This is a genomic window from Dyadobacter sp. BE31, from assembly GCF_031457695.1.
GTDB lineage: Bacteria > Bacteroidota > Bacteroidia > Cytophagales > Spirosomataceae > Dyadobacter.
In genome coordinates this window covers 243,409-269,953 of the sequence record NZ_JAVDXA010000006.1, presented here as the reverse complement: position 1 = coordinate 269,953, position 26,545 = coordinate 243,409, and the positions used below count along the sequence as shown (strand labels likewise).

General features: G+C 50.3%; 25 protein-coding genes. 9 read left to right on the top strand and 16 right to left on the bottom strand.

All coding sequences use genetic code 11. The annotated features are described in order from the left end of the window. Window positions 1–145: 145 nt before the first annotated feature. Entirely contained in the window at window positions 146–1,156 is a 1,011-nt protein-coding gene (locus tag J2Y43_RS26675) for a PDDEXK nuclease domain-containing protein (RefSeq protein WP_309989722.1), read from the top strand. 87 nt (window positions 1,157–1,243) lie between these two features. Here J2Y43_RS26675 and J2Y43_RS26670 read toward each other — a convergent pair whose 3' ends face one another. The 4 genes from J2Y43_RS26670 to J2Y43_RS26655 all read right to left on the bottom strand — a co-directional run bounded on the left by J2Y43_RS26670 (window position 1,244) and on the right by J2Y43_RS26655 (window position 7,928). Then, window positions 1,244–4,009 carry a DUF5686 and carboxypeptidase regulatory-like domain-containing protein gene (locus J2Y43_RS26670; protein WP_309989725.1) on the bottom strand — a complete coding sequence of 922 codons (2,766 nt, stop codon included), beginning with the start codon at window positions 4,007–4,009 and terminating at the stop codon, window positions 1,244–1,246. 96 nt (window positions 4,010–4,105) lie between these two features. After that, window positions 4,106–6,016: an AAA domain-containing protein gene (locus J2Y43_RS26665; protein WP_309989727.1), complete on the bottom strand. Its 1,911-nt coding sequence runs from the start codon at window positions 6,014–6,016 to the stop codon at window positions 4,106–4,108. A 24-nt stretch (window positions 6,017–6,040) separates the two neighbouring features. After that, the gene (locus J2Y43_RS26660; RefSeq protein ID WP_309989733.1) at window positions 6,041–7,270 is read right to left on the bottom strand and encodes a multidrug effflux MFS transporter; all 1,230 of its coding nucleotides are present in this window, start codon (window positions 7,268–7,270) and stop codon (window positions 6,041–6,043) included. A 445-nt stretch (window positions 7,271–7,715) separates the two neighbouring features. After that, window positions 7,716–7,928: a hypothetical protein gene (locus J2Y43_RS26655; RefSeq protein ID WP_223400093.1), complete on the bottom strand. Its 213-nt coding sequence runs from the start codon at window positions 7,926–7,928 to the stop codon at window positions 7,716–7,718. Between the two features lie 542 nt (window positions 7,929–8,470). Here J2Y43_RS26655 and J2Y43_RS26650 point away from each other — a divergent pair. From J2Y43_RS26650 to J2Y43_RS26640, 3 genes are read left to right on the top strand one after another with little or no spacing between them, the layout of a single operon-like run. Next, window positions 8,471–9,244, top strand: a complete 774-nt coding sequence (locus J2Y43_RS26650; RefSeq protein WP_309989739.1) for a Ku protein — start codon at window positions 8,471–8,473, stop codon at window positions 9,242–9,244. Further along, entirely contained in the window at window positions 9,241–10,140 is a 900-nt protein-coding gene (gene ligD / locus J2Y43_RS26645; RefSeq protein WP_309989742.1) for a non-homologous end-joining DNA ligase, read from the top strand. Before J2Y43_RS26650 ends, ligD begins: the two co-directional genes overlap by 4 nt. A gap of 52 nt (window positions 10,141–10,192) precedes the next feature. Beyond that, a complete protein-coding gene (locus tag J2Y43_RS26640) occupies window positions 10,193–11,359 on the top strand; it encodes a glycoside hydrolase family 18 protein (RefSeq protein ID WP_309989746.1) in 1,167 nt (388 codons plus the stop codon). On the opposite strand, the gene nfi is transcribed toward J2Y43_RS26640, so the two are convergent. Beyond that, a complete protein-coding gene (nfi, locus tag J2Y43_RS26635; RefSeq protein WP_309989751.1) occupies window positions 11,351–12,091 on the bottom strand; it encodes a deoxyribonuclease V in 741 nt (246 codons plus the stop codon). The genes J2Y43_RS26640 and nfi overlap by 9 nt on opposite strands. A gap of 62 nt (window positions 12,092–12,153) precedes the next feature. Here nfi and J2Y43_RS26630 point away from each other — a divergent pair, with 62 nt between their 5' ends. Beyond that, window positions 12,154–12,660, top strand: coding sequence for a hypothetical protein (locus tag J2Y43_RS26630; protein WP_309989753.1), 507 nt, complete (start codon window positions 12,154–12,156; stop codon window positions 12,658–12,660). A 3-nt stretch (window positions 12,661–12,663) separates the two neighbouring features. Here the strand turns inward: J2Y43_RS26630 and nhaA are convergent, their stop codons facing one another. Further along, complete coding sequence (gene nhaA, locus J2Y43_RS26625) at window positions 12,664–13,842, bottom strand: Na+/H+ antiporter NhaA (protein WP_309989755.1); 1,179 nt, start codon at window positions 13,840–13,842, stop codon at window positions 12,664–12,666. Window positions 13,843–14,111: 269 nt separating this feature from the next. Between nhaA and J2Y43_RS26620 the strand changes: the two genes are divergently transcribed. Then, on the top strand, window positions 14,112–14,333 hold the full coding sequence (locus J2Y43_RS26620; protein ID WP_309989756.1) for a hypothetical protein: 222 nt from the start codon (window positions 14,112–14,114) through the stop codon (window positions 14,331–14,333). 86 nt (window positions 14,334–14,419) lie between these two features. On the opposite strand, the gene J2Y43_RS26615 is transcribed toward J2Y43_RS26620, so the two are convergent. The 8 genes from J2Y43_RS26615 to J2Y43_RS26580 all read right to left on the bottom strand — a co-directional run bounded on the left by J2Y43_RS26615 (window position 14,420) and on the right by J2Y43_RS26580 (window position 22,275). Further along, on the bottom strand, window positions 14,420–15,721 hold the full coding sequence (locus J2Y43_RS26615; protein ID WP_309989758.1) for a DUF5690 family protein: 1,302 nt from the start codon (window positions 15,719–15,721) through the stop codon (window positions 14,420–14,422). A 20-nt stretch (window positions 15,722–15,741) separates the two neighbouring features. Further along, on the bottom strand, window positions 15,742–17,100 hold the full coding sequence (locus J2Y43_RS26610; RefSeq protein WP_309989762.1) for an aspartate aminotransferase family protein: 1,359 nt from the start codon (window positions 17,098–17,100) through the stop codon (window positions 15,742–15,744). 33 nt (window positions 17,101–17,133) lie between these two features. Next, complete coding sequence (locus J2Y43_RS26605) at window positions 17,134–18,111, bottom strand: alkaline phosphatase (protein ID WP_309989764.1); 978 nt, start codon at window positions 18,109–18,111, stop codon at window positions 17,134–17,136. Window positions 18,112–18,121: 10 nt separating this feature from the next. Then, window positions 18,122–19,249 (bottom strand): TIGR03364 family FAD-dependent oxidoreductase, encoded by a 1,128-nt coding sequence (locus J2Y43_RS26600; protein ID WP_309989767.1) that lies wholly within the window; start codon window positions 19,247–19,249, stop codon window positions 18,122–18,124. Window positions 19,250–19,278: 29 nt separating this feature from the next. After that, window positions 19,279–19,983 (bottom strand): HAD-IA family hydrolase, encoded by a 705-nt coding sequence (locus J2Y43_RS26595; RefSeq protein ID WP_309989769.1) that lies wholly within the window; start codon window positions 19,981–19,983, stop codon window positions 19,279–19,281. A 304-nt stretch (window positions 19,984–20,287) separates the two neighbouring features. Beyond that, on the bottom strand, window positions 20,288–20,866 hold the full coding sequence (locus J2Y43_RS26590; protein WP_309989771.1) for an XRE family transcriptional regulator: 579 nt from the start codon (window positions 20,864–20,866) through the stop codon (window positions 20,288–20,290). A gap of 136 nt (window positions 20,867–21,002) precedes the next feature. After that, window positions 21,003–21,827, bottom strand: coding sequence for an isocitrate lyase/phosphoenolpyruvate mutase family protein (locus J2Y43_RS26585; RefSeq protein ID WP_309989773.1), 825 nt, complete (start codon window positions 21,825–21,827; stop codon window positions 21,003–21,005). Then, window positions 21,820–22,275 carry a carboxymuconolactone decarboxylase family protein gene (locus tag J2Y43_RS26580; protein WP_309989775.1) on the bottom strand — a complete coding sequence of 152 codons (456 nt, stop codon included), beginning with the start codon at window positions 22,273–22,275 and terminating at the stop codon, window positions 21,820–21,822. Before J2Y43_RS26580 ends, J2Y43_RS26585 begins: the two co-directional genes overlap by 8 nt. A gap of 314 nt (window positions 22,276–22,589) precedes the next feature. Between J2Y43_RS26580 and J2Y43_RS26575 the strand changes: the two genes are divergently transcribed. Then, window positions 22,590–23,498, top strand: a complete 909-nt coding sequence (locus tag J2Y43_RS26575) for a helix-turn-helix transcriptional regulator (protein ID WP_309989778.1) — start codon at window positions 22,590–22,592, stop codon at window positions 23,496–23,498. Between the two features lie 125 nt (window positions 23,499–23,623). Next, window positions 23,624–24,625, top strand: coding sequence for an aldo/keto reductase (locus J2Y43_RS26570; protein WP_309989780.1), 1,002 nt, complete (start codon window positions 23,624–23,626; stop codon window positions 24,623–24,625). 89 nt (window positions 24,626–24,714) lie between these two features. Here the strand turns inward: J2Y43_RS26570 and J2Y43_RS26565 are convergent, their stop codons facing one another. Further along, window positions 24,715–25,083: a hypothetical protein gene (locus tag J2Y43_RS26565; RefSeq protein ID WP_309989783.1), complete on the bottom strand. Its 369-nt coding sequence runs from the start codon at window positions 25,081–25,083 to the stop codon at window positions 24,715–24,717. 156 nt (window positions 25,084–25,239) lie between these two features. Between J2Y43_RS26565 and J2Y43_RS26560 the strand changes: the two genes are divergently transcribed. Beyond that, window positions 25,240–25,752 (top strand): hypothetical protein, encoded by a 513-nt coding sequence (locus J2Y43_RS26560; RefSeq protein WP_309989785.1) that lies wholly within the window; start codon window positions 25,240–25,242, stop codon window positions 25,750–25,752. Here J2Y43_RS26560 and J2Y43_RS26555 read toward each other — a convergent pair. Next, window positions 25,749–26,501: a GDSL-type esterase/lipase family protein gene (locus J2Y43_RS26555; protein ID WP_309989788.1), complete on the bottom strand. Its 753-nt coding sequence runs from the start codon at window positions 26,499–26,501 to the stop codon at window positions 25,749–25,751. The two genes, J2Y43_RS26560 and J2Y43_RS26555, sit on opposite strands and share 4 nt — an antisense overlap. Between the last annotated feature and the right edge of the window lie 44 nt (window positions 26,502–26,545).

The following is a 26,545-nucleotide window of genomic DNA, read 5'->3' as shown; positions in this document are numbered from 1 at the left end:
GGTATTTTATCAGGAGATTTTAATGAGGGTAAAGATAAGTCACCAGAGAGACAAATATGGGATGTTTGCAAAAAAGTTTATTCTACAAACAGTTACCAAATCGGAGTTCATACGTCAAAAGGTCGGAACCTAACTCATCTTACATATGAATCCGGAAATCTCAGAGAGACAGTTTATTGCTGAAATCAAAGAAAAAGTGCGCTCAGCACAGTACGAGGCATTGAAGACCGTCAATGTCAAACTAATCCAGCTATACTGGGAAATCGGTAAATCGATTGCTGAAAAACAAAGCGAAAGCTGGGGCAAATCGATCGTTGCGTCACTGTCGAAAGAACTGCAAGCAGAGTTCCCGAAATCGAGTGGTTTCTCGACGACAAATATTTGGTATATGGTACAGTTTTATACTGATTATCAATCAGATATAAATCTCCAACCACTGGTTGGAGAAATTAGCTGGAGCAAGCATTTGGTCATATTATCCAAATGTAAACTGAGTCAGGAAAGGCAATTTTACATCCTCTCCACTAGCAAGTACAGCTGGTCGAAAAATACGCTGATCCACCAGATCGAAAACAAGGCATTTGAACGGTATCTGCTCAATCAAACCAATTTTAATTATGCCTTGCCTGAACCAACGAGCAAGCAGGCTCTTTTAGCAGTCAAGGACAACTACACATTCGATTTTCTTGACCTCGCTGAACTGCATTCCGAATCAGAGTTGGAACAGCAGCTCGTGAAAAACATCAGGAAATTTTTGCTGGAAATGGGAAACAACTACACTTTCGTCGGAAATCAATACCGAATCGAAGTCGGAGAAAGGGATTATTGGGTCGATCTGCTCCTCTACCATCGAAAACTACAATGCCTGATCGCAATTGACCTTAAAATTGGCGAGTTTGAACCCGAGCATAAGGGCAAAATGGAGTTCTATCTATCAGTTTTGAATGACAAGGTGCGGCTGCCCCACGAGAACGAGTCGATTGGAATTATCATTTGTAAAAACAAGGATAGGACTGTTGTTGAATATTCTTTAAAAAATACCGCATTGCCTATCGGTGTTGCCACCTACAACACTACCAACCAGTTGCCCAAGCAATATCGAAAACTGTTACCCAGCGAAGAAGAGATTACAGCCAAACTTAGAGATTTCTACTAAAAGAAGCCGAAAAACCTGACTTTTTGGGAATGGATTCCTAAAAAGTCGATGTTTTTTAGGAATCCATTCCCAAAAAGTTGCCAATCTCTAATTCCTCCCCCAACTAATATTCATCGTAGTCCCTATCCGAAACGCGGTACTCTTATATTTAAACCCTTCAAAATTATTCACCACCTCCACGCGGAGCGGGAAGCGGATGCCGATATCAAGTCCATAACCGAGCTCGGCATAGTTGTTGGAATCCGGAGTGGCCAGGTAATGCAGCAAAAAGTTCTCCTTCACGCCCAGAATGCGGAACCACGGGATTTGAGTCAGCAGGAACTGGCGGAGCTCGGCGAGGACGTGGGCTTCGAGAAATTCTTTGGAAGTGCTGTATTTGTAATAATCCAGCATGCGGAATGTCCCGACGGGATCGCCGAACTGGAAGAAAAAGCGGTTGCCGGCAAAATGCTGGAAATCGGGGAATTGCAGGCTGTCCGCATTGAGAAAACTCCCGGCGGCGAGCTTGTAGCGCAAGCGGCTTCGGATACCGAGGTCGAAGCCGTGCTGAATGCCGATCTGCACAAAATCGAAATCGACGTCGCTGCCGAATACACCGTGGACGCCCTTCCGGTAGTTGACCGAAAGTTTGGGCGAATCGTCGTCATAGTACGATGTTTTGCCGCCGCGGGTGCGGTACTTTTGCCAGGGCTTGTAGGAAGCCGCAATGCCGACGGTCAGTGCCTGGTGGGGACGCATTGGCGGAGGTAGTGTTTTCGCATCCGTCTCGGTCTCCACATTATAGGGAACGTTGGAAGTATACTCCCGTCGTTTCCAGTCGATCCAGCGGTACGGCGACGTTTTTTCGAGATTCGGCAACGCTGTGCGGTCTGCGTATTCGACGCTCGCTTTTATTTCGAAATGCTCGTTTTCCCGGCTGTTTTTGAAATCGATCCGCAGGAAATCCTTTTGGTATTCCTTGACAAAATTCTGTTCTAAAAACAATGTCGTAAATGTATTCAGCAACGGATGCATCGGGCTTTCGCCATTGAACTGGGCAATGCCCCGACCACCGGAAACGCTGATTGTGTTGCGGGCCCAACTGTAATCGCCTATGCCCGTCACAAGCAGCTTATTGCGCCCAAACGAATACCGGGTTACCCCTCCCAGAGACCATTCCTGACCACCCCTGACAACTTCCGACTTCCCACCTGCACCCGTCTTTACACCCGCACGAGTGCCCGAATGCCGCAATTTCAATCCGGCCCCATTCAGTACCAACCCTTCCACTGTATTCACTTGCACACCCGGCAATGGCCCGATGTAATCCAGCCGGTAGGGACTTTCTTTGCCCAGTCGAAAATTGTGCCCGGTAAGCAAATCTCCGAAACCAAATTGGCGGCCCTTCTTCGATTTAAGCGTATCCCCATTACGCGCTTTCAAGCTATCCCGCTGTTTTTCAGAACCTGCATTCACAATCACCAGGCTATCCAGCCGCGTGTAGCTCTTCACCTCCGCCACAGTAAGTGGCACAGTCCGCAGAGAATCCCAGAAGGCCATGCTCCGCCGGGTAGCCATCGAATCCACCTGTGTCGAATCCTCCCGGCTCATTTTCAAGTCCACGTCCTCGCCTTTCTTCTCTTTTTCTTTGAGCTCCTGCTTTTCGTATTCCTTCATCATTTTGCGCAGGTCTTTAGCCGAAAACGCTTTCTGCTTACTCACCACCTGCTCCATGTTCTGCGCCTTGATCTCCCGGCCGGTCAGCCGTACCTTTTTTGCTTCGTCAGCATATTTCTTGTTGTCGATTACAACGATATCCGGCTTGAAGGTAGGATTGACTTTCACATTCGTGAACGATTGCGAGATCACGAAATCGCCCTTTCCCTTAAAACCATAAATACCTCCTTCCACATGAAATTGTTGATTAACAGGCATCCAGACCCCCTGCACCGGGCTATATACCTGCTTAATATCCAGCCGAAAACCGGTATTGACCGTCTGTAAATCCAGACTATAAATGCTCCATTCACCTTCGATGATCTGGATCGTGCCGCGGTACACGCCCTCGCCCCAGTTGCGGGGCGTCACTTTGATTTTGTTGACTTCGATGCCATTCTCGCGGAACGCACCCAGGTATTCGAACTTATAATAAGCAAATGCGCGCGGCGAGAGCGGCGAAACGGCTTTTACCACTTCCGGTTGATAGAAGCTCGCCAGCAGGTACATATTCGGATCGGCGATGTTCTTATCCATACTGCTGCGCGTGGCGATCACCCGCTGTTTGTACACGCTGGGTTGCCGGAACGTCACCTCAGAAACCGTCTCATTCAGCATCGGAACGCCCTTTTTGAAGTTGGTTTCCTTCTCCATTTCCTTCATTTCCTTCTTATACAGAAATTCCAGCGGCAAGTCCGTGATCACAAACGACGATTTGGAATACACTTTGGCCGTGTAACTGTCTACTTGCAGGAAATGGTAGCGGCTTTTGGCAATGGCGCTCCGCATAATTGTGTATGCCGGATCCTCGTCCCGGGCACCAACGCGGACCTCGCCGAGGTTCAGCGCCTGCTCCTCCATCGTGAGGTCGAAGGTTTGCATCTTATCTTCCACAGTGAAGCCTTTCTGACCCGTCTTGTAACCCAGGTATTGAAAAATCACTTCATAATACCCGGGTTTCAGATCGAGCTGGTAATGGCCTTCCTCATTGGAAATCGTACTGACGCTCGTTCCTTTGACAATGATGGCTGCAAATGGAAGCGGCTCTCCTTTTTTGGTTTTAATAACCCCCTTCACCCCGCTGGCGGGCGCTTGCGCGAGGGCAGTAAGAGATGTAGCAATGATCAGACAAAACGTGAGCAGGTACTGTTTGAGCATACGGTTTTCAGCAAGTCGGATGAATGTCTTTGTTTCAGCTAGATGCTTTTAAAGATAATCCGGTTGCTTTGAAAAGAAAATCCGCTCATCACATAGTTACAAATCCGAAAACTCCCAGGCACTTTGATAGGCATTCAGGCCTTCGGCATAGGCGATGAAATGCTCGTAAAAAGGCAATACCGAAAGCGTCGCGCTGTCGCCGATTACGACGAGTTTCTTGCGTGCGCGGGTCATGGCCACGTTCATCCGGCGAATGTCCGCCAGGAAGCCGATCTGCCCTTCGGTATTGCTTCGGGTCATGCTGATGTACACCACATCCCGCTCCTGCCCCTGGAAGCTGTCGATGGTATTCACAGCTATTTTTTCAAGAAACGGTTTCAAGTCCACTGCATGGGCAAGCTGGTCTTTCAGAATATTGATCTGTTCCTTGTAAGGTGAAATAATGGCGATGCTGGGAAAATCTTCTGGCCTAGCATTACGCTGCGCAAATTCCACCGCCAGTTGCGACAAATGCCTGAAAAGGAATGCAGCTTCCTCCGGGTTTGTCGAGCTCGTACCTTCCAGTTTTTCATCAAAACCACATCCGGCTGTATCAATGAATGCCAGCGGTGCCTCGCCAGGGAATAACACCCGGCCCGCCACCGATTCGTGCGCTTTCAGTCGACCGTTATAAAACACTTTGGAAGAATACCCCATAATCGCCTCGTTCATCCGGTACTGCTCTTCCAGCAACACCACCGATTCAGGGTGCAATGCGACGCATTTTTCAAGCAAAGTGGTAGCCAGGCCTCCTTTCGCCGCGTCCTCGGACTTGATAGTCGGCGGCAACTGCAAATGGTCACCGGCGAATACTACTTTCTCCGCTTTAAGGATCGGAATCCAGCAGGCCGGTTCCAATGCCTGCCCGGCCTCGTCGATCACCACGGTGCGGTATTTCATATTCCTTACCGTGAAATGGTTGGAACCCACGAGTGTAGCCGTTACCACCTGCGTTTTGGTCAGCAGATCGTCGATAATGTATTGTTCCATATTCGCGACGTCCTTCATAATGCGGTGCGCCTCATCGAATAGTGCTTTGCGCTGGTCGCGTTCGGCTTTCCCGAAATGGCGCTTATATTTATGCGCCATGTTTTTGTACTCGTTGGCCTGCTTTTTCAATGCCTTAATGTCCTTCACGCTCGCATGCGAAGACATTTTGCTATCCAAAGTCAACGCCGACAATCGCTCCGAAACACGCACCGGGTTTCCTACCCGAAGCACATTCAAGCCCTCTTCACTCAATTTCTCGCTCAGCAAATCCACAGCCGTGTTGCTTGGTGCAACCACGAGAACAGGCCTGCTATCTTTTTTGACCAAAGCTTTGATAGCCTGCACCAACGTGGTGGTTTTCCCTGTCCCCGGAGGCCCGTGTACGATTGCGAGCTCCTGTGCGGAAAGGATATTCTGCACCGCGCGCTGTTGCGACGGGTTCAGCTTGGGAAGGGTAACAGGGTAAATGTCTTTATCAAAAGAAGGTGCTTTCTCGCCTGTCAGCACTTTGATCAAATGCCCCTCTTTGTCCGACGAACCGATCGAATCCGCAGCCTTCAATGCGGATTGCATCTCATCATAACTGTTATCATCGAAAAGCAGGTCGATCCCCAGCTTGCCGTCGCGCGACCATTCGGGTAGTTCGTCGGTCCGCAATGTGATTTTCAACCGGTTGCCGCCCTGGTGCGAGATCACCCCCTCTACGCGGTCTTTTTTCGGTTCATGATTGCTGAACAACACCGCAGGCATCCCGAACCGCAGCTGATGCGGCACATCCTGATGCGTGGTGCGTTCCACTTCTACGGTGAGGTAATCGCCGCGGCTCATTTCCTGGCCGCGAATGGCAATCGGGTACCACGCCAATCCGCCGGCGCGGCGTTCGGAAACAGAAGACCGTTCGATCAATCGCTGGTACGATTGCTTGTCTTCCTCCCTCTCTATTTTGAGTAATTCGAGTAGTCGCTTAAAGTAATCCATTTACAAATTAAATAAACCGGCCGCTTAATGCATGACACCGGCACCGGCACCTTGCTGCACTTCCACTTTGTTGGTGATAAACCGCCGGCCCACTACCAGCATAATCAGCGCCAGCGTAGCCGAGCCTGCCATGGCCGCTACCATCGGAATGATTGATGGCTCTTCAAACAAACTGATCGCAATGGAAATCAAGGTGCCAGCCCCCATTTGAAATGCACCCATGAGCGCCGACGCACTGCCCGCATTACGCGTGAAGGGCGCGAGCGAAAGCGCGGCCGCATTCGGGTACGTGTAACCCACGCAGCAAAGGAAAAGGAACAAAAACACGAGTGTGGAAGTAAGCGTCAATGCGCCGTTTAAAGCTGCCGCAAGGAATGCAAGGCCAATCACCGCCTGGCATATCAACGCAACATTGACAATCTGCTCGCTGGAAAACCTTCTCAGCATTAAAGTGTTAACCTGCCCCGAGCCAATGAAGCCGACGGACAGGAAGGCGAAAATCCACCCATACACTTTGCCATCCACATGAAATACTTCCATAAACACAATGGGCGAGCCCGAAACATAGGCGAACAACCCCGCGAATGCGACTGCACCTGTAACGGAATAAGTATAAAACTGCGGCTCCCGGAGCACTTCCAGGAAGTTCATAATAATAGGCCTCGGTTTGAGCGAAAGCGTTTTGTCGGGCTTGTAGCTGTCGGGCAGCCACAATGCGGTAGCCGCAAAAATGGCGACGCCCATCACGGTCAATATCATAAATACGGCATGCCAGCCGAATGCGTCGGTAACATAACCGCCGACGGTCGGAGCGATCATCGGTGAGAAACCTACCACCAGCAGCAATAGCGAAAACACTTTGGCATTTTCATTCACCGGGAAAAGGTCGCGTACCATGGCCACAGAAGCCACAGTGGCCGCACAGCTGCCGACGGCCTGGATTATGCGCAAAATGATCAGCTGCTCGACGCTCGTAGCCACGGCACATCCCGCCGACGCGAGAATGTAAACCGCCAAACCGATAAACAAAGGTTTCTTCCGCCCGAACCGGTCGAGTAGCGGCCCATAAAGCAGCTGGCCCAGCGAAATGCCGACGAAATACCCCGACAATGTCTGCGAAACTTTGGCGGCGGTTGTGTTCAGATCACGCGCAATGGCGGGAAACCCCGGCAGGTACATATCAATTGAAAAAGGGCCAAGCGCAGTCAGGCTCCCCAGAATGAGGATCAGAAAAAAGTAAGTCTTTTTGGACATGGATTTTTGTGGTGTGGAGAAATTCGGTGTTTGGGTAACACGGAACGGCGCGGGAGGGTTCGGGGAGGGAGGGAATTTAACGGTGGGGTAATTGACCGCCGACGGCCGACCGCCGATCGATCTACATGCAGTCGGCGGTCGGTCGTCAGCGGTCGGCGGTCATAAAAAAGGCCCCGACTTACGCCGGAGCCCTGCTTTTATTTTCATGGCAACAGACCGGAGATCATGCTGCAACCCAATTCAGTTTCTTCTGCACCTCTTTCTCGCTTTCACTTACTGTGTAGGGGACTTTGTTTTTAAGATAAATGATGCAACCCTGTCCTTTCTTATTGGGGGTAATTTTAAGAACGTCTTCTCTGTGGATGATAATATTAATGAGCTTTTGCCCAAGCAATTTGAAAGTACCTTTCTGTACCATGTCCTTCTAAATGAAAAAAGTTAATGCTTATGCAATTCCACGAATCGAATCTCCTGATTTCAGGTAGAGCAGGAAGTAATCCTTTGAAATAAGGAAATAGCCAAGGTCGGTCCGGTTACTCAATTGTAGAAAATCAGCCACTTCTCTCTGCGCTTCCGATTCAGATCTGGCACCTGTAACGGTAAGCACTGCGCCGGGTTTCAAGCTTTTCGCTGGGTTGTTACCTAGTGTCGCTACCATAGTTATATCCGATTTAAGAGTTAGTCTTGTTGTGAAATTGTTTCGGGAAGCAACTATTAAAAAGACATGCCAGATTCCCGGACACAACTAACGTATAAGGATAACTCGGGGAGGCTTACGTGGTAACTTCCAAGGAATATATAAATACAATTAATTGATTACAAGCGTTTTGTAATTTTCTACAAAAAATTTATACATGCTATCGAAATAATCCCATCGCAAGGGCGCCGGCTGTCCGTTTTTGAGGAAATGTTATCAATTTGATCGTACCTGTTACTGGCATTTCGCACCAGGCTTCGGAGAAGCCACCTGTTTATAGATATAGTTGTGATGAATGCTTCCCGGCTCCATCGGAGCCTCCTTTCTCCGCCTATGAAACCGTCGTTGCTTGCAGGAGGCTCCGATGGAGCCGCGGATTATCGTTATTGTAGGTTTTGCTATAAACAGGGGGCTTCTCCGAAGCCTGCGATTTCCATACGGGTAATGTAATGCAGCGAAGGCACAGATTTTGCTCTTACCCGATTTTCAAACCGAAAAGAAATATGAGAGCAATATGGTCCGGGGCGATCGGGTTCGGCCTGGTGAATATCCCCGTTAAACTTTTCAGCGCCGTCCAGGCTAGCGAGCTCGATCTCGATATGCTCGACAAGAAAGACCATGCCAACATTCATTTCCAGCGCGTCAATGCCAATACCGGACGCGAGGTGAAATGGGAGAACATAGTCCGTGGCTATAAAGTCGAGGATAACTATGTGGTGCTCGACGAGTCTGATTTTGAGAAGGCGAGTCCTGAAAAATCAAAAATCATTGAAATCGCCGAGTTTGTGGACGAAAAGGAGATAGACAGCATTTATTATGAAACGCCCTATTATCTCCAACCCGAAAAGTCCGGTGTAAAACCTTATGCATTGCTCCGCGACGCGTTGAAGAAAACCGGTAAATGCGGACTGGGCACGTACGTCCTGCGCAACCGCGAAAGCCTGGTGCTCATCAAACCGCAAGGTGACCTGCTGATACTCAACAAAATCCGCTTCGCCGAAGAAATACGCGACACCGACGAGTTGAATATCCCCGATGTAAAGATCAAACCCGCAGAAATGAATATGGCTGTGCAGCTCATCGAGCAGCTTACCACCGATTTCGACATTACCAATTACAAGGATACCTATAATGAAAAGTTGCTGAAACTGATCATGGCCAAAGCCAAAGGCAAGAAACCGGCCGCTACTAAAATGAAGGTCGTGCATTCGAAAAGTCGTGACCTGATGGCCCAGTTGAAGGAAAGTCTGGCCGCGCCTAAACGAAAAGCATCATGAAAAAGAAAGCAGAGATTACCCATCCGGAAAAAATATACTGGCCCGATGAGCACATTACGAAAGGCGAGCTGATCGACTATTACCGGAATATCGCGCCCTATATTTTGCCTTATATGAAAAACAGGCCGCTGTCGCTGCGTCGGCAGCCCAATGGCATCAAGGACGAAGGTTTTTTTCAGAAAGATGCCGGTGATTCGGTACCGGAATGGATCAAGACCTTTGAAATACTCGCCGAATCGACGGGAAAAATGGTGAATTACCACGTGGTCAACGACGTGGAGAGCCTGCTGTACATTGCCAATCTGGGCTGCATTGAAATGAATCCGTGGAACTCGACCATCAACAAAATCGATAACCCCGATTGGGTGGTGATGGATATCGACCCGTCGGACAAGAACACGTTCGACGACGTAATCGACGTGGCATTGACCATCAAGCAAATTCTCGACGAAATGGAGGTGGAAGGCTTTTGCAAAACCTCCGGCGCCAGCGGGATGCACGTTTACATTCCATTCGGCAGGAAATACGACTACGACCAGGCCCGCGACTTCGCCGAAATGCTCGCGCATATGGTTACCGAGCGTTTGCCCCGGCTTACGACGCTCGAACGCTCGCTCGCGAAACGCAAAAAGAACCAGATTTACGTCGATTACCTGCAAAACCGCATCGGGCAGACGCTCGCGTGTGCGTATAGCGCCCGCCCGAAGCCCGGCGCGACGGTCTCCGCACCGCTGGAATGGAGCGAGGTACAACACGGCCTGAGTCCGAAGGATTTCACGATCAAAAACATCTTCGACCGCCTGGAACAAAAGGGCGACCTGTTCAAAGGCGTGCTGGGCAAGGGCATTAACCTCAACAAAGCATTACAAAAGCTATCGGTGCCGGTGCAGGATTAGGAGATGATTTGAAGGTGTGCTTATTTTAACCCTTCAAACCAAAACCAATACCATGCGCCTAATCCCTATTCAAAAGAACATCGGCACGGCGTTGCTGATCGTATGCCTCATTGCCCCATTACTGTTTCTGAATGGCTGCTCGTCCGAAAAAAAGGGCGAAGGCGACGCCGATTCCACCAAACGCCCCGTCGTGATCGGCTACGTGGGCGGTTTCCACGGCTTGCTCAACACGAGCAACATCGAGGCTAAAATGCTGACACATATCAATTATGCCTTCATTGATATTAAAAACGGCAAGGCATTTTTGAGCAATGAGAAAACCGACACGACCAATTTCCGGCAGCTCAACCTGCTTAAAGCGGATAATCCCGACCTCAAAATCCTCATCTCGATCGGTGGCTGGGCGTGGAGCGAAAACTTCTCCGACGCGGTGCTGACCGACTCATCCCGCAAGGTATTTGCGAAAAGCAGTGTTGAAATCATTAAAAAATACAATCTCGACGGCGTGGATATCGACTGGGAATACCCTGGCCTCCCTGGCGAAGATGGTAACGTATTCCGCCCCGAAGACAAGCAGAACTACACTGAAATGTTCCATGCGATCCGCAATGAGCTGGATATGCTGGAAGAAGAAACAGGCAAGAAAAAGCTGCTCACCACCGCGGTGGCAGGCTGGATCGAATTCCTGAATGCAACCGAAATGGGTAAAGCCCAGCGTTACCTGGATTACGTGAACCTGATGACCTACGACTTGTTCCAGGGCGACACGGCGGTTCACCATGCAAGCTTATATCCTTCCAAAATCTACAAAACGGCCAAATCGGTGGATAATGCAGTGAAAGGCTTTCACGCTGCGGGCGTTCCGATGGAAAAACTCGTGGTAGGGCTTCCGTTCTATGGCCGGATGTTCACGGTTGCCAAACTGGAAAAAGGATTGGGACAAAAGCAGATCAAGCAGCAATACATCGACGGCTACTCCTACATCAAGGACAGCCTCGTCAACAAAAAAGGCTATAAAGAATACCGCGACACTGTGGCCAAAGCACCCTACCTGCTGAATGCGGAAACCGGCGATGTGCTGAGCTATGACGACGAAGAGTCGGTAAGGGAAAAATGCAAATACGTGTTGGCCAACAAGCTGGGCGGAGTGATGTTCTGGGAGTATGATTCAGATCCAAAAAAATACTTGCTCAACGAGATTGATAAGTCGCTAAAATAGGGTCCAGCTGTCGACTTTGTGATAGCCTTCGGTGAGCGCGCCTATCCTGAACCTGTTCACGTACTCGTGTGCGTAGCGTGTGGGTTCGGGCAGGCGGTGTTTGCCGGTACATTTGAGTGCGAGGGCCAGGCTGTCTTCGAGGCTCATCTGATGGCCCGGTGAGATGAAAACGGGCTTTACATTACCCTTGGTTCTCACCGCGTAACCGATCACCTCTCCCTTGTCGGTCACCGGTGAGTATTCGCCTTTAAAGGTGCCCGGCTCGTCGTATTTTCCGGCGAGCTTTTTCTTGGCGCAACCCATAGTAACAGCGCCGGTGAGCACACCGAAATGCGAGGCAATACCCATTCTGCGGGCGTGCAGAATGCCGTTTCCGTCGAACATGATTACGTCGGGCTTCACCGGAAGCTGCTCGTAAGCTTTCAGAATAGCCGGAATTTCGCGGAATGCGAGGTAACCGGGCACGTAGGGAAATATGGTGCTGCTTTTCACCAATGAGTAAGCTATCGGTTGAAGTTCGGGATAACTCAGTACCACCAGCCCGGCGTAAACGGTTTCGCTGTAAAGAGCGAGAGAAATGTCCGCGCCTGCGATCGTTGTGATGTCTTTCTGAAAGGGTTCCAGATTTAAATACCCGTGCAGCTGCTGCTGAATAAGCGTCGCTTCGGCGATCGTGAGCTGATCGTAGTTCAGCTCGGGGGTGATAACCATCCGGTTCAGTGAGTCTGGCATGATATTTCGTGGTTGTATCCGAAAGTCATTACCCTTGAATATTAAAAAACTACGCCAGGTTCATGGAACAAACCTCCGTCAGACGCAAATGGGCGAATTGGAAATTCATTTCGTTCGTCGTGATACTCATTGCCATCTTTGTCAAATTCTACGTGCTCGATGAACACGACGAGAACGGAGTCGTCACCGTCGAACTCGACCTGCCGCAGGTCGCCCTGCGAAGCCAGCAGGAAGTAGCGGCAATCCTCGGCAAAGGTCGGCTGGAAAGTTATTACAGGGACGCACGGGCGGACTGCGAAAAATGCCCGCGGGTAAGCTACCGCGAGGGCAAAGTCGAAATTATCTACATCAATGAGATTGCAGACCAGATCAGGCTAAACAAGCTCTCCGACTATGCCTTCCAAAACCGTATTATCCTGGGGCTGCTGAATCTTTCGGAAAACATCGCGCCGAATATCGACCAGGGAGGTGTAAAAACCTGGGACAATTACCAGAAATACTCCCAAATCACCGCATTCTCCAAAAACGGCTATGTAGACTACATTCTCATCAAAAGCAAAACCGAATAGCGCCTACCGCGCCGACTTTTTGCTCACGCTGGTCAGCATGAGGTAACCCAGTACACCCGAGAGGATCGAACCCAAAAGGATCGAGAATTTCGCTTCCGAAAGGATCAGGTGCTCGCCCGGAAACGAAAGCAATGCGATAAACACCGACATCGTAAAACCGATACCACCCAGCATCCCGACGCCGATAATATGCGCCCAACCGGTCCGGCTCGGCATGCTGCTGATGCCCAGCTTCACGGTCAGCCATGAAAGCAAGCTGATACCCAACGGCTTGCCTGCTACCAGCCCAAGGATTATACCCAGCCCAAGTGGAGTGGTAAGCCCTTCGAGCATCCCTTGTTCGAAGGTAATGTTGGTATTGGCTAATGCAAAAACCGGCATAATGACGAAGTTCACCGGCTTTACGAGAATATGTTCGAGCTTTTCGAGTGGCGACTCCTGCGCGTCGGGTGTAGTGGGTAGAGCAAAGGCTGTGAGCACGCCCGCGATGGTAGCGTGTACGCCAGAGTGATGCACGAAATACCAGATAAACGCGCCCGGAACCAGGTAAGCCGCCAGGCTCCTGACACCCGCACGGTTCATCACCAACAAGCCGCCGAAAATGGCTCCTGCATAAAGCAAGTAATTGTAATGCAGCTCCGAGGAATAGAAAATGGCAATCACGAGAATGGCCATGAGGTCATCGACAATAGCGAGGGCCGCGAGGAAGATTTTGAGCGAGGGCGGCACCTTGTTGCCCAGCATGGTGATGATCGCGATGGCAAAGGCAATGTCGGTCGCCATGGGAATGCCCCAGCCGGCAGCCGTGGATGTGCCCTGGTTGGCTATAAAGTAGATCGCCGCCGGGGCCAGCACACCTCCTAGCGCCGCGAAAATGGGTAACGCTGCTTTTTTGAATGATGATAGCTCGCCTTCTACGAGCTCCCGTTTGATCTCCAACCCCACGAGCAGGAAGAAAATGGCCATCAGTCCATCGTTGATCCACAAAAGCGCGGGGTAGCGCAAATGAATGCTCTCGGTATGAAAACCCAGCTCCGTGTTGAGCAGGTTTTCGAGCGCGCCCGCAAGGGATGAATTGGCAATAATGAGCGAGATAACCACACAAATGATCAGTATCGCGCCGCCCAGCGATTCCGATTGGACAAATTCCTTGAAAGGTTTGAGGTTGATGATTTTAGCCATACCGGCAATATAGTAATTAGCGGGAAATTACAATCGAATCAAATATTGTACTTTTCAAATAAAAACCATCTCATTAGCATGTTGGGATATATTTGAATATTTCAAAACAAAACACCTGCCAAAAAACCATTAAATCACTCATCACCAATAAAAACCACTCAAATAGCCGTTTGATCACTCATTGAATAAATATATAACCATTCATAAAATCCCATTTATATTTGCATCATCAAATAAGACAAAGACAAGAAACAAAAATAAATAGAGCTATGAAAACTTTGATCACAACCCTCGTTAGCGTTATCGCATTGACCAGTTCAGTTGCATTTGCCAACGACAATAAATCAGCTAACACAATTAAGAATACGTTGCCAGCATCCACCCCGGTTGTGGAAACACCGGCACCACCGAAAGCGACTAAAGTGAACCCATATACAACACAAACGCCTGCTCAGAAAGCGGCCATCGTGGAGCTTAAAACGACAAAATAGGTTTTAGTAAAAATTGAAAGGTGAAATTGAGATGTTAAAAAGGAGGGCACTTGCACCTCCTTTTTTTATGCCCCTTCCGGAAGTAATCAGGCCGCAGCAAACGGCGTACCGACCTTGGAAGCCGAACGCCCCGAACGGTACTTATCGAAGAAGATATTGCTGGCTGCGAGCAGCAGCAACCCCAAGCCGAATTGCAGGTAAGAGAATTGCATCAGCACCCGCGACCAGCTCAGGTCCTTCATAAAAAACTCCTTGTAGAGCAATAGCCCCACGCTACCCATATAGCCAATACTCTCGCAGATGTACACAAAATACCCCGCATTGGCTTTGATGCGATACAATGCGATCATCCGCTCAAAAACGACGGTTTGAAGTACCGTATAGGCCAGGAACAAACCTAAGCCGACCATCAGCATCCAATCGAAACCACTGATTACCGATTTCTCGAACAGTAGCGTCCCTATGCCGATCAGCGTGATACCTGCAAAGAGAATGAGGTAGGTAAGCTTGAAACCCGTGAGGTTATCCCGCACAAATGCCAACCCGCCGATGATTACCAGCACCACAATTCCCGTGATCATTTCGGTGGTGGTGAGCACGCTGCTCCCCCAGTGCGAATCGATCTCGTTCCAGATTTCAATAGTGAAATTGTCGCGAAAATCGCGCACGACCACCAGTGTGGCGTAGAAAATAACCAGGCAAACGATCGGAAAGCCAAACTGCCGCATTACCAGCCGCTTGTCCGCGCTTGTCATAGGCACGCGCTCCGTACGCAAGGCAATGTCCTCGGCCGTCGGCTTGGGGATCACCGAAAGCATCCATACGAACATCAGAAACAGCGGCAGGAAAAGCAAGCCCATAAAAAACGGCATCCAGAACTCCGAGATGCCGGGAAACAGGCTGTGGACTTCAATATAAGTTGTTTTTAGAATCCCTGACGCCACCACCACGCTGATATTCAAACCCATCGCCAGCATTTCCGTGAACCGGCGCCCTTCCAGAAAGCTGAATACCACACCGTAGACCATCCCGAGCGGCAAGCCGTTCATGAACATAAAAACGAAATTGTAGGGATACGGGACCAACCCGAAACAGAGCAATGCAAGCTCCGCAATGAGGATCAGCCCGATCACCAGCTTGACCCGCGCATTATGTTTCAATTCAGAAATCACTTTAATTCCCGCAAACTTGGAAAGCGTATAACCCGCCACTTGTGAAATGATCAGGATCGCCTTGTAGCTCACCTCGCCGAGTTCGAGCCCCTGGTAGAGCCCCGCATTAAACGGCTTACGGAAAGCATACATACAGAAATAAGCCCCGAACGAAGCGATAACAGCCCAACTGATAAAAAACGTATTCGATCGCGTAAGTGCTTCTTTCAGGCGCATATGGTTAAGTGTTGAGTTTTCTATACCAAAACCGAAGCCGTTTCAATGGCTTTTTCCAGAATCTGCAATGCTTCTGTCAGTTGCTCGCGGGTGATGATGAGCGGCGGCGAAAGCTGCACCACATTCCCTTGCGATACCTTGAAGCTCAAACCGTTTTTGAGGCATTCGTACATCACCGTTTCGGCTTCGTGTACAGCCTTTTCCTTCGTCCCGCGGTCTTTCACCAGTTCCACACCCCACAACAGTCCGATCCCGCGCACCTCGCCGATGAGCAGATACTTGTCTTTCAGTTTTTCCAGCTCCACACGCATAAACTCCGCGTCCGCATTCACTTTGGCCAGCAGATCGTTTTGCTCGATAAAATCCAGCATCGCCAATGCGGCCACGCTGCCCAAGGGACTTTTCTCATGCGTAAAATGTCCCAACGAAACGCTCTGCGCCACATTATAACTATCGCGCGCCACAATGGCGGCCATCGGCATCACACCGCCGCCCAGTCCTTTGCCGAGGCACACGATATCCGGCTCGAAACCGTAATGCTCGAAGGCGAACATCTTTCCCGTCCGCCCGAATGCGATCGGAATTTCATCCAGAATGAGGAGTACTTTATGCCTCGTACAAATCTCCCGTACACGCCTCCAATAGCTCTGGGAGGGAATCTGCACATCGGTATTGCGGATAGTCTCGATCACAAAAGCACCGATATCACCCTCTTTTTCAATTACATATTCCAGGTAATCCGCATAAGGAACGTCACCGTTTCCGGCCGCTGCAAACGGCCCGCGGTAGGTCATCGGCGGCGGAATGCGCTCCACGCCGGGCAAGAGCGGCCCCATATCCTTCCGAAAATCGAGCTCGCCACCTGCGGAAATTGCATCCAGCGAAGCGCCGTGAAAGGAATCCCAAAGCGATACTACCTTATGTTTGCCGGTCACAATGCGGGCGAGTTTCAAAGCCATACTGATCGCAGAAGTGCCTCCCGGCGCGAAAAGCACGCGATTGAGGTCGCCCGGCATAAGGTCACCGAGCTTTTTGGCCAACTCAATAGCCGGCACATTGGTATACCTGCGCGGCGAAAACGGCAGGATATCCATTTGCTCTTTCAGCTTTTCGATCACATAAGGGTGTCGATAGCCCAGCTGATGCACATTGTTGCCGTGAAAATCCATGTACCGCTTGCCCTGCACATCCGTCAGGTAAATGCCCTCGCACGAGGCGAGCACGTCCAGGCAGGGCGTGGAAAGCGACTGGTGCAGAAAATATTCCGCATCTTCATGCAGGAACCCCGAGGTTTCGGGGTCGCTGATGACCGCATACCAATCCTGACGCGCGGATGATAAATTGATGTCGCCTTCCGTTCGGTTGTGTACAGCTGCCATTCGCAGGGTTCAGGTTAAATGCTTCGAACCAATTTAAGGTTTTTCGCCGAGCCAGAGGTTTTTAGGTTCATCAAACCCTTTGAAAACCGGCTTAACCGGGCGACCGATCCACGCATAAGGCTGCTCGATACCTAACGCAAATGCAATCGTCGAAGCGAGGTCGTAAGTATAGACTTGCTGTTGTATTGAATAACCCTTCTTCACACCAGCACCGGAAAATACACCTGCTATTTCCGCCTCCTGCGGCGTGGCGCCGCCGTGGCCCTTACCAATGCCGCCATGATCGGCCCAAAGGATTACCAGCGTTTTTTCGGCGATACCAGCCTCTTTAATACCCGCCAGAATTTTGCCAATCAGCGAATCGGCCTTCGAAACGGACTGATAATACTGCACCGACCCATGCCCGTCGTGGTGGCCGGCGTGGTCTACGTGATCGAAATGCACGAAGCCCAGTACCGGCTTTTTATTTTTAATGTATTGAATGAAATCAGTGGCCGTGGAATCTTCCGTTGAGAAATGCTTGTCGTAGTTCACTGCATTCTTCTGAAATAATCTTCCAAAACCACCCCAATGGTACACCGTACCGATTTCCGCATTGGGCTTTGCCTTATGTAAAATGCTGAAAATCGTCGGGAAACGACCATCGGCCTCCTGCGCAATGGGCGGAAGCGTGTGCTTGTTCAACTCCCAATCGTTATTGATAATCCCGTGTTGCTCCGGCCCCGCGCCCATGATCATCGACGCCCAGTTCTGGCTGCTTGCAGAGGTAAGCACCGTCCGCACGTTCCATTTCACCGCACCATTGGCCACCATTCGGTCGATATTCGGCGTTTGGGCCTTTTGGATACCATCCGGGCTCAATCCATCGACCCCGATCACAATGACGTGCTCGATGCCCGTCGGCTTTTCGTCCAACCCGGTGTGCCCCGATGAAGCTCCTTCAAACCGGGAATGAAATGCGGTCAGCAACAACGAGGCTACCGCCAATGCACAGAAAACTTTTGCAAGCATATATCAGAATTTAAGACTGGTAAGTTCCGCCAACTACTTCATCGCAAAGACCAAACGAAAGGGTCATGCCGTTTCCGCCGAGGCCGTTGATAATCGTCACGCCGCTTTCGGGTTTTAAAACAATCTCCGTCGCCCCGTTCGTCATTTTAGGATAGATCCCGTGCCAGCTCTGGTACACTTTCGGCGATTTAAACTGCGCGAAAGTACCCAGGTAGTCGAGGATCATAGTATTGATAAACTCCCGGTCGAACGGATCAAAAGTGAGCGCGTACTCATGTGAATCACCCACCGTAATCTCCCCCAAACCGTTTTGCGACGCCATCACGTGAATGCCCCATTTGAGGTATTCGGCATATTCGCTTTCGTATCGGGCTTTCAGGCCGGGCAATGACGCCGCCGCTTTGAACCCGTGATAGTGAATGAAAGACAATCCTCCGCATAACGCGGGACCAATGCGCCAGTCGTCGGGCTGCGCTTCGAGGCGCATCATTTGCAACTTGCATTTGGTCAGCGGCGCGGCCGAAAACTGCTCGGGATAAAGTGTTTCAAAATCCTGGCCGCTGCAAACGAAGATCTCGTCCGCCGACCAGCTTTTCGAACCCGACAACACCGCCGGGTATGTCACCTGCGAAATAGCGGTATTCCATATAAATGTAACGCCCAATGCGGCAGTGAGATAACCCGGAATAGCGGCAATGGCCTCGCGTGGGTCGACGATCATTTCATCCGCCGAATACAGCGCCCCCAACAACCCATCGGGATTCACAGCCGGTGATTTCGCCAATGTTTGTTCCGCATTCAGGAAACTCACAGGGCGGTAAGGACTCACCTCCACAAACTGCTGGATCACTTCCAACTCATCCTGCTGGTAGGCCATATGCAGGCTTCCCGCCTCCTGCGACCAGCATTTCGCACCCGCCAGCACCTCTTTCCAGATACTTTTGGCGTGCAATGCCCTTTCATATAATTTACCCTCCGGCTGACCGATCGGCCATACCATCCCGAAATTGCGGATGGACGCCCCCACGGCTTGCGTAGAACGCTCGATCACTGTTACCTGGTAACCTCTTGTGGCCAAAGCCCTTGCCGTCGCCAACCCTACTATTCCCGCCCCGATGACAATCGCAGATTTGCTCATGCTTTTAATCTGATATGAATGTAAGTGAATTAACCCTGGACAGCCATTTCGTGACTGGCCGAGATAATGCCCGGCACCTCGGCAATATCATCGATGATATGCGTAGGCTTGTAAGGCAGCAGCGCCTCACGGGTAAATGCGCCGGTCGTAACCCCGATCACGTATTTGCAACCCGCATTAATCCCTTCATTAATATCCACTTCGGTATCACCTACTTTGGCAACGCGCTCGGCCGAGGCTACCCCCAGTTCGGCCATGATCTTGCGGATCATATCTGGGTAAGGACGCCCGTAAGGCACTTCATCGCTGGCTACAAGGCAATCGATTTTATCTTCCCAGCCCAACCGGCTCACGATCACGTCGGCAATATCCCGGGAGAAACCGGTGTTCAATGCAATTTTAATTCCTTGCTCGCGGAGCGCGCTGAAAGTTTCTTCCACGTGCGGCAGCGGCGCAATTTCGGTGGTCGTTTGATAGAAGCTGATCATCCCGTTCACAAAGTGCGTGTGAATAGTATCTACCAGCTCGGCCGTAATCTTCGACTTGTCGGACTCCCGCACTTCGAGCATCATTTTAATGGCCAGCGGCTTCTCGTAACCCATCAGCGGGTTCACATTCTCAATCGCGATCTCATATCCCTGCGACCGCATGGCCTGCTGAAATGCAATTCCTACAAAATTTTTATCCTTGACAGTCGTACCTGCCATATCGAAAACTACCAGTTCTATCGACATCTCACTTGGTATAATTGGTGAACTAATACTAAACTTTCTCGTAAACAATGTCTGCTTTTGGGCGGAACGGCTATTCAAGTTGAAATGTTTAGTGAAATTTAACTCTCACATTTCATTACTGCCAAGCCGACATTGGTTTACAGCTGAAAAATACCGCAAATTCTTTTAATGACCAAGTAAAAGTTAACTAATATTAAAAATTATGCATGACAATACCTTGATCACCGCAAAACTAGTGAACCAAGCCCAGTCAAAGATTAAGCAAATGTTAATTAATATTTAACAAGAAGAATTTCCCGAAAGGCTACTGAGCCTCGTTGAAGAAGTAAATAACGAGCAGTACCGCCTCGTCACAATCATTGCATTTGAGGTTGTGCAGCTCGTTCGCATCGAAAAACATAGAATCGCCCTGGTTCAGGATATATTTATTTTTTCCTACGGTGTACTCCACCGCGCCTGAAAGCACATATTTAAATTCGAATGCATTGGTGCGCACCATCGGCCGCTTCGCATCCTTTTCGAGCCGCAGCAGCACCACGTCGATATGGTTGTCCTTGAATTGTTTGCTGAATATGCGCTGATAGAAGTACCCTTTCGCGTTTTCCTTGGTGAAAGGCTGGTACTCCTCCTTCCGGCGAACCAGCACGCTTTCGCCCGGCGCAGTTGAAATGATGTCCTTGAAAAACACGTTCAGGTCAATATCCAACGCCTTGATCAACCCCAGCATCACCGGCAACGAGGGGATCGTCCGGCTGTTTTCGATCTGGGACACAAGACTTTTCGTCACGCCCGCCTCGTCGGCAATCTCTTGAAGGGTAACCCCCTTACTTTTCCTGACTTCTTTTAATTTATTGCTGATCTGAAAAAGAATGTCCTCCTGCATAGCGCTGAGCGTGGTAACGGGTTAAGTTCGTTGGATATAGATACAAAGTAAATCCTAATTTTGATTAAAAATAGAAAATCTCCCGGTTGCGGCCTCCGGGAGATTTCAATACTATACGCAAAAAGTCCACACCAGGTCACATGAGCAGGTCGGTAACCGGTTTATGGCTGAGGCTTTCCTTCACATCTTTCAGTAATGCTTCCATCGATAACAATGCTGCCCGGTGCACGTTCGGCCCAAAGCTCACACGTGCCACACCCAGCTTTTGGAGCACATCCAGGTCTGGTGTATCGCATTTGGCAATTACATTCACAGGCACTTTCAAGGCATTTACCAGCGTTTTGAGCGTTTCCTCTCTCGTGGCGAAGATTGGATAAATACAGTCGGCTCCCGCGTCCACGTACGCGCGACCGCGCTCGATCGCCAGCGCGAGTTTCTGATCTTCGGACAATTCCGGATTCAGGAGAAACACATCCGTACGGGCATTGATAAACAGCCTCGTATTTTCCCTTTCTGCCACCCGCCCGATCACTTTCAGCTTTTCCACCTGCTCACCCACCGGCAGCAGTTCACGCGTACGCACCTCGGAATCCTCGATATTGATCCCAGCCACACCGACGGCAATGAGACGACGGATATTTGACTTCAATAGCTCGTTATCGGCCGCATAGCCTGCCTCGATGTCCACTGTAACCGGCACACTCACCGCTTTCACGATTTGCGCCACGATACTTAGCAAAAAATCAAATGGGATCCGCTCGCCATCCTCATAGCCGTGGGCACGCGCAATGGCGGCACTGGCCGTGGCCACAGCCGGATAGCCCAGGTTTTCGAGCATTACCGCGCCGGCAGCGTCCCAAATATTAGGCAGCACGAGCATTTTACCGCTATGGTGCAGCTTTTTGAGCAAATCGGCCTTTTCCGACTGGCTGTTCATCTGGATAGGACGACTGTTAAACATAACTCTCCACAGCATTGACCGCCACCTCGTCGGTGATCATAATACGGTTCCACGCGCTGATCGCCACCACGCCCATTACCACGGCTTTGGTATATTCCTCTCCGAGCAGTGCCACCGCCTTACCGTACACCTCGTCGCTCACGCCGCCCTGGCTGATGAGCGTTACTTGCTCGGTGAGCGCCAGGATCGCCTTTTCTTCTTCCGTATAAATATTCGCCTCGCGCCAGGCACTTAACATATATATGCGCTGTTCGGTCACGCCCATTTCGCGGGCCTGCCGCGCGTGCATATCCAGGCAAAACCCGCATCCGTTAATCTGCGAGGCGCGGATTTTGATCAGTTTATAATGCACTTTGTCGAGACCGGTGGAGGCGACATACTTTTCAAGTTCCCGCACGGCCGCGAAGGCATTTGGGGTTAGTTCACTGGTTGGTTTGCGGTGGGACATAGTTGGTGCTTAATTGATGAACGTTTGTCGTAATGGTCAGGTATTGTCAGGAATAGTCAAGTGTGGTCAGTTGAGCCTTAACGATACACTTTGCAAGGCCTTGACTACTCATGACAATACTTGACTATGCCTGACCAAACCTGACGATCAAATCTACGCCATATGCGGACTACCTCTGTGATCCATTCTAACATATTTTGGATAGTCCAATATTCGTCAAAAGCCAGTCGCTTCGAAATTAAAAAGCGATTAATTCGACCTCTCCGGAAACTTTCACCACCGCATCTGCTATTTGAATTTTATAATATTACACCATGAGCCATACCGAATCAATCCAGGAATTTTACCGTCGCGTACCGCAGGCTAACCCGGCGGACTTGTCGCTGAACAATGCCGGTGTCGGACACTTCAATGTGTTCGAAAGGAATTCGTGCTATAAAAAAACGCCATACAGCCGCCGCGATTTTTACAAAGTATCATTCATTATAGGCACGGGGCGCTTGCATTATGCCGATAAATGGATCGAAATAGACCGTCCCGCATTGCTTTTTTCGAACCCGATGGTACCCTACTCGTGGGAAGCGATCTCGGAATCCCAGCTGGGCTGGTTTGCCTTGTTTACCGAAACTTTCGTCAATCCGGCGGAGCGCAAAGACTTTTTACAGGACTCGCCACTGTTCAAAATCGGGGCAAATCCGGTGTATTTTGTAAACGAACAGCAGCAAAAAGAGCTCTCGCTCATTTTCAGAAAGATGATGGTAGAAATCGAATCCGACTACCAGCACAAATACGGCATGCTGCGAAACTACCTGCACCTGATCATCCATGAAGCCATGAAAATGCAACCGGCCGAGACATTTGAGCGGCAAATCAATGCTTCCGCACGCATTACCTCGTTGTTCATGGAGCTGCTCGAACGCCAATTCCCGATCGACACCCCCGAAAATGCATTGCGCCTGAAAACCGCCAATGACTACGCCCAAAGCCTTTCGGTACATGCGAACCACCTGAACCGTTCGGTGAAGGAAATTACAGGAAAGACGACCACAGAGCACATTTCGGCTCGCATTACGAAGGAAGCACAAGCGCTCCTCAACCATACCAACTGGAACGTGTCGGAAATCGCTTACAGTCTGGGCTTCGAGTACCCCGCCTATTTCAATATTTTCTTCAAAAAACAGACAGGCCTTACCCCTGGAAACGTACGCACAAAGGCTGTGTGATTTTTATAAAGATCTGTTTGAAAACTATAAAGCGACACCCGCCGCTCGAGAGTAGCTTTGTATCATCAGAATTACCCTGAAAACTGCATTATCCACCCGGCCAAAAGCCGATAGCCAACAAACAAATGCAATACAGAAGCCTTGGAAAAACAGAAGAAAAATTATCAGCCATCGGATTAGGCTGCATGGGCATGAGCTTCGCTTACGGCCCCACCGACGACGAGGAAAGCATTGCCACGCTGCATCGTGCCCTCGACCTGGGGATCAATTTCTGGGACACCGCCGACATGTACGCCGATGGCGAAAACGAAAAACTGATATCGAAAGTCCTGGTACCGAACCGCGACAAGATTTTCATCGCCACCAAATTCGGGTTCCGCTACGGCGACAAGACCGGCACACCCCGCAACTCGGCCGGTGCCTACTTCGACGGTTCACCCGCCTGGATGAAAATCGCCGTTGAAAACAGTTTGAAAAGACTAAAAATTGAGACTATCGACCTGTATTACGCCCACCGGGTCGACCCGAATGTACCTGTGGAAGAAATGGTTGGCGCCATGGCCGAGCTGGTTAAGGAAGGCAAAGTCCGCTACCTGGGCCTGAGTGAAGCTTCCGCGGCATCCATTCGCAAAGCCCATGCCGTACACCCGATCGCCGCGTTGCAAAGCGAATATTCGGTTATTACCCGTGATGTGGAGGGAACGATCCTCGATACGGTTCGCGAACTGGGCATTTCACTGGTCCCTTACTCGCCGTTGGCCAGAGGGCTCGTCACCAACACATTGAATACGGAAACCCTGGCAGAAAGCGACTTCCGCCGCACTTTGCCACGGTACCAGGGAGATGTGGCCGATAACAATGCCAGACTCGTAAGCGGCTTCGCAGAAATCGCCGCGGGCAAGCAATGCACGCCTGCACAACTCGCGCTCGCATGGGTACTCGCACAAGGCGACGATATTATCCCGATCCCCGGCACCAAAAAACGCAAATACCTCGAAGAGAATGCCGGCGCACTCGAGGTAGGCCTTTCAGCCGAAGACCTTAAAACTATCGACGCCCTCATTGCCCGCTACCCCGACACCGGAGCAAGGTACAGTGAAGGCGCCCTGAAAATGGTCAATCATTAAAAAATTTGAGTCCCCGGGGTCAAAATCCCGGGGCAATAGGAGCGCCAGAGGTGCGTACAACCTTGGCCTTCGGATTTTAATCCAAGGCCCTAAATAGTTTTCAAAGAAGGATCGTAAAAGGTTCTCCAGAGCGCCACGGCTTCCTCGACCGTCTCCGGCGGGGAAGCCAGGTAGCTTTTAATTTTAGTCAGGTTCTCGGAATGCGCTTCCTTGGCTGAGTATTTGACCAAATTCACCAGCAGCTTATCGATCTCCGTAGTATCGTTACGCCAGTTTTTGCTGTATTTCCCGAACCATTCTTCGTTCAGAAAAACCACTCCCGAATACCGGTAAACGTCCGAAAACCCGAACGCATCGATCACGATCGGCTCAGTGGGCCATTCTGCATTCAACTCCTTGTCGCTATATCTCTCGCGACCATCGCCGAGGAGGGCGATAAACCTGTATGTTTTTACCATGGTGACAATTTATTTCCGCTCAATATATTTCGCGGGATTTACTGCTACAAGCGATTGTCTAAAAATTGTTACACCCGTGCCGCACCCTTTTCGGGGATGATTGTGACACTCGGAATGTTAGCTAATTTTACGTCCATATCCAGGAATAATTATTACATGATCCGAATCTCCCAACTCCCGCTCATCCAGAACCCCGGACAGTTTTATGCCACGGAACACATCCTGCTCGTGGATGTACTCCTCGTAGGCGACGCGCCGCGACAAATGCGGGAATATATCAAAAACACCCACGGAGGCTTTATTTACGACAAAAAGACCTACATCCCGATCACACTCACGGGTACGCCCGAAAGCCTGCTTGCCAACGCGGGGAAGCCGATCGTTTTCAAATTCGACCGGGGCTTTGAGAACCATTACCATTTCGACGGCAACCTCAACGCCCTGCTGTGGCACAAAAAGTTGTACAACATTTCATCGATCGTTAATCAGCCCTCTGTCCAGTTCGAGCGGGAAGAAGATTTCATCATAGAACGCTACATCACCGGCTACCGCGAATACACCGAGCCCGAAACCGAGGAAAAACTCCTGTCCATCCCGGTACAAAGCCCGGCTATCGGGCTAAAAGCAATGAGGGGTTTGAAGCCTGTGAGGAAGGATTCCGGCGCTTAAAGCACCTTCTTTTTAATCGCCTTTCCCCAAAACTCGCCCAGTACCGCGACGCCTTCAACATTGGGATGCAGGTAAAATACACCCTGCTGCCCGTTTTCGGGCTTGAAGAGTTGGAGGTAATGTTTTTTGAAGTACTTGAATGCTTTGGTGTCGCCCTTGAAAACACGTCCTGGCTCGGTGGTTTTGTATTCTCCGATCAGCGCATCGAGCTCCGGAACATACGTTTGAAGCCGCTCCAACCCTTCCGCAAGGTATTTCGAGCGATTATAGGTGTTGGTACTGTACCAGATCGGGTGATGAATGATGACCTTGCTACCCGGATACCGTTTCAGCAGTTCAGAAACGATCGTCTGCACATTCTTTTTATAGTTTTCCTTTGAAACAGGCGACCCGTTGGGACCTTCTATCGCACTATCGTTAGTCCCGAGTTTCATCGAGAACAGCAGCTGATGGTCTTTTTTGAGATACAAACTATCGGCTGCCGTAGTGGCCAGCGCGAAATACTTGCCTGTTTCCGGAAGCCAGTCTACCGTGGTAGAGCCGCTCCGCCCGACGTTCGCATACAAGACGTCGTCGACGCCCTTTTGCGCTTTCAGATAGTTGACAGCGTGCGTGGGCGGCGGAAAGCCGTTATCTCCGCCTTTCCCTTGCGTGATGCTGTTGCCGATAAAAACAATGCTCAGCTTGGCCTGTGAGAAAACGTTGAAGGAAATCAGCAGAAATACAGCAACAAGTGTTTGAATTTTCATTGAATGTACCTGGATTGGGAGCGATTAGCATTTAATGTTTAAGA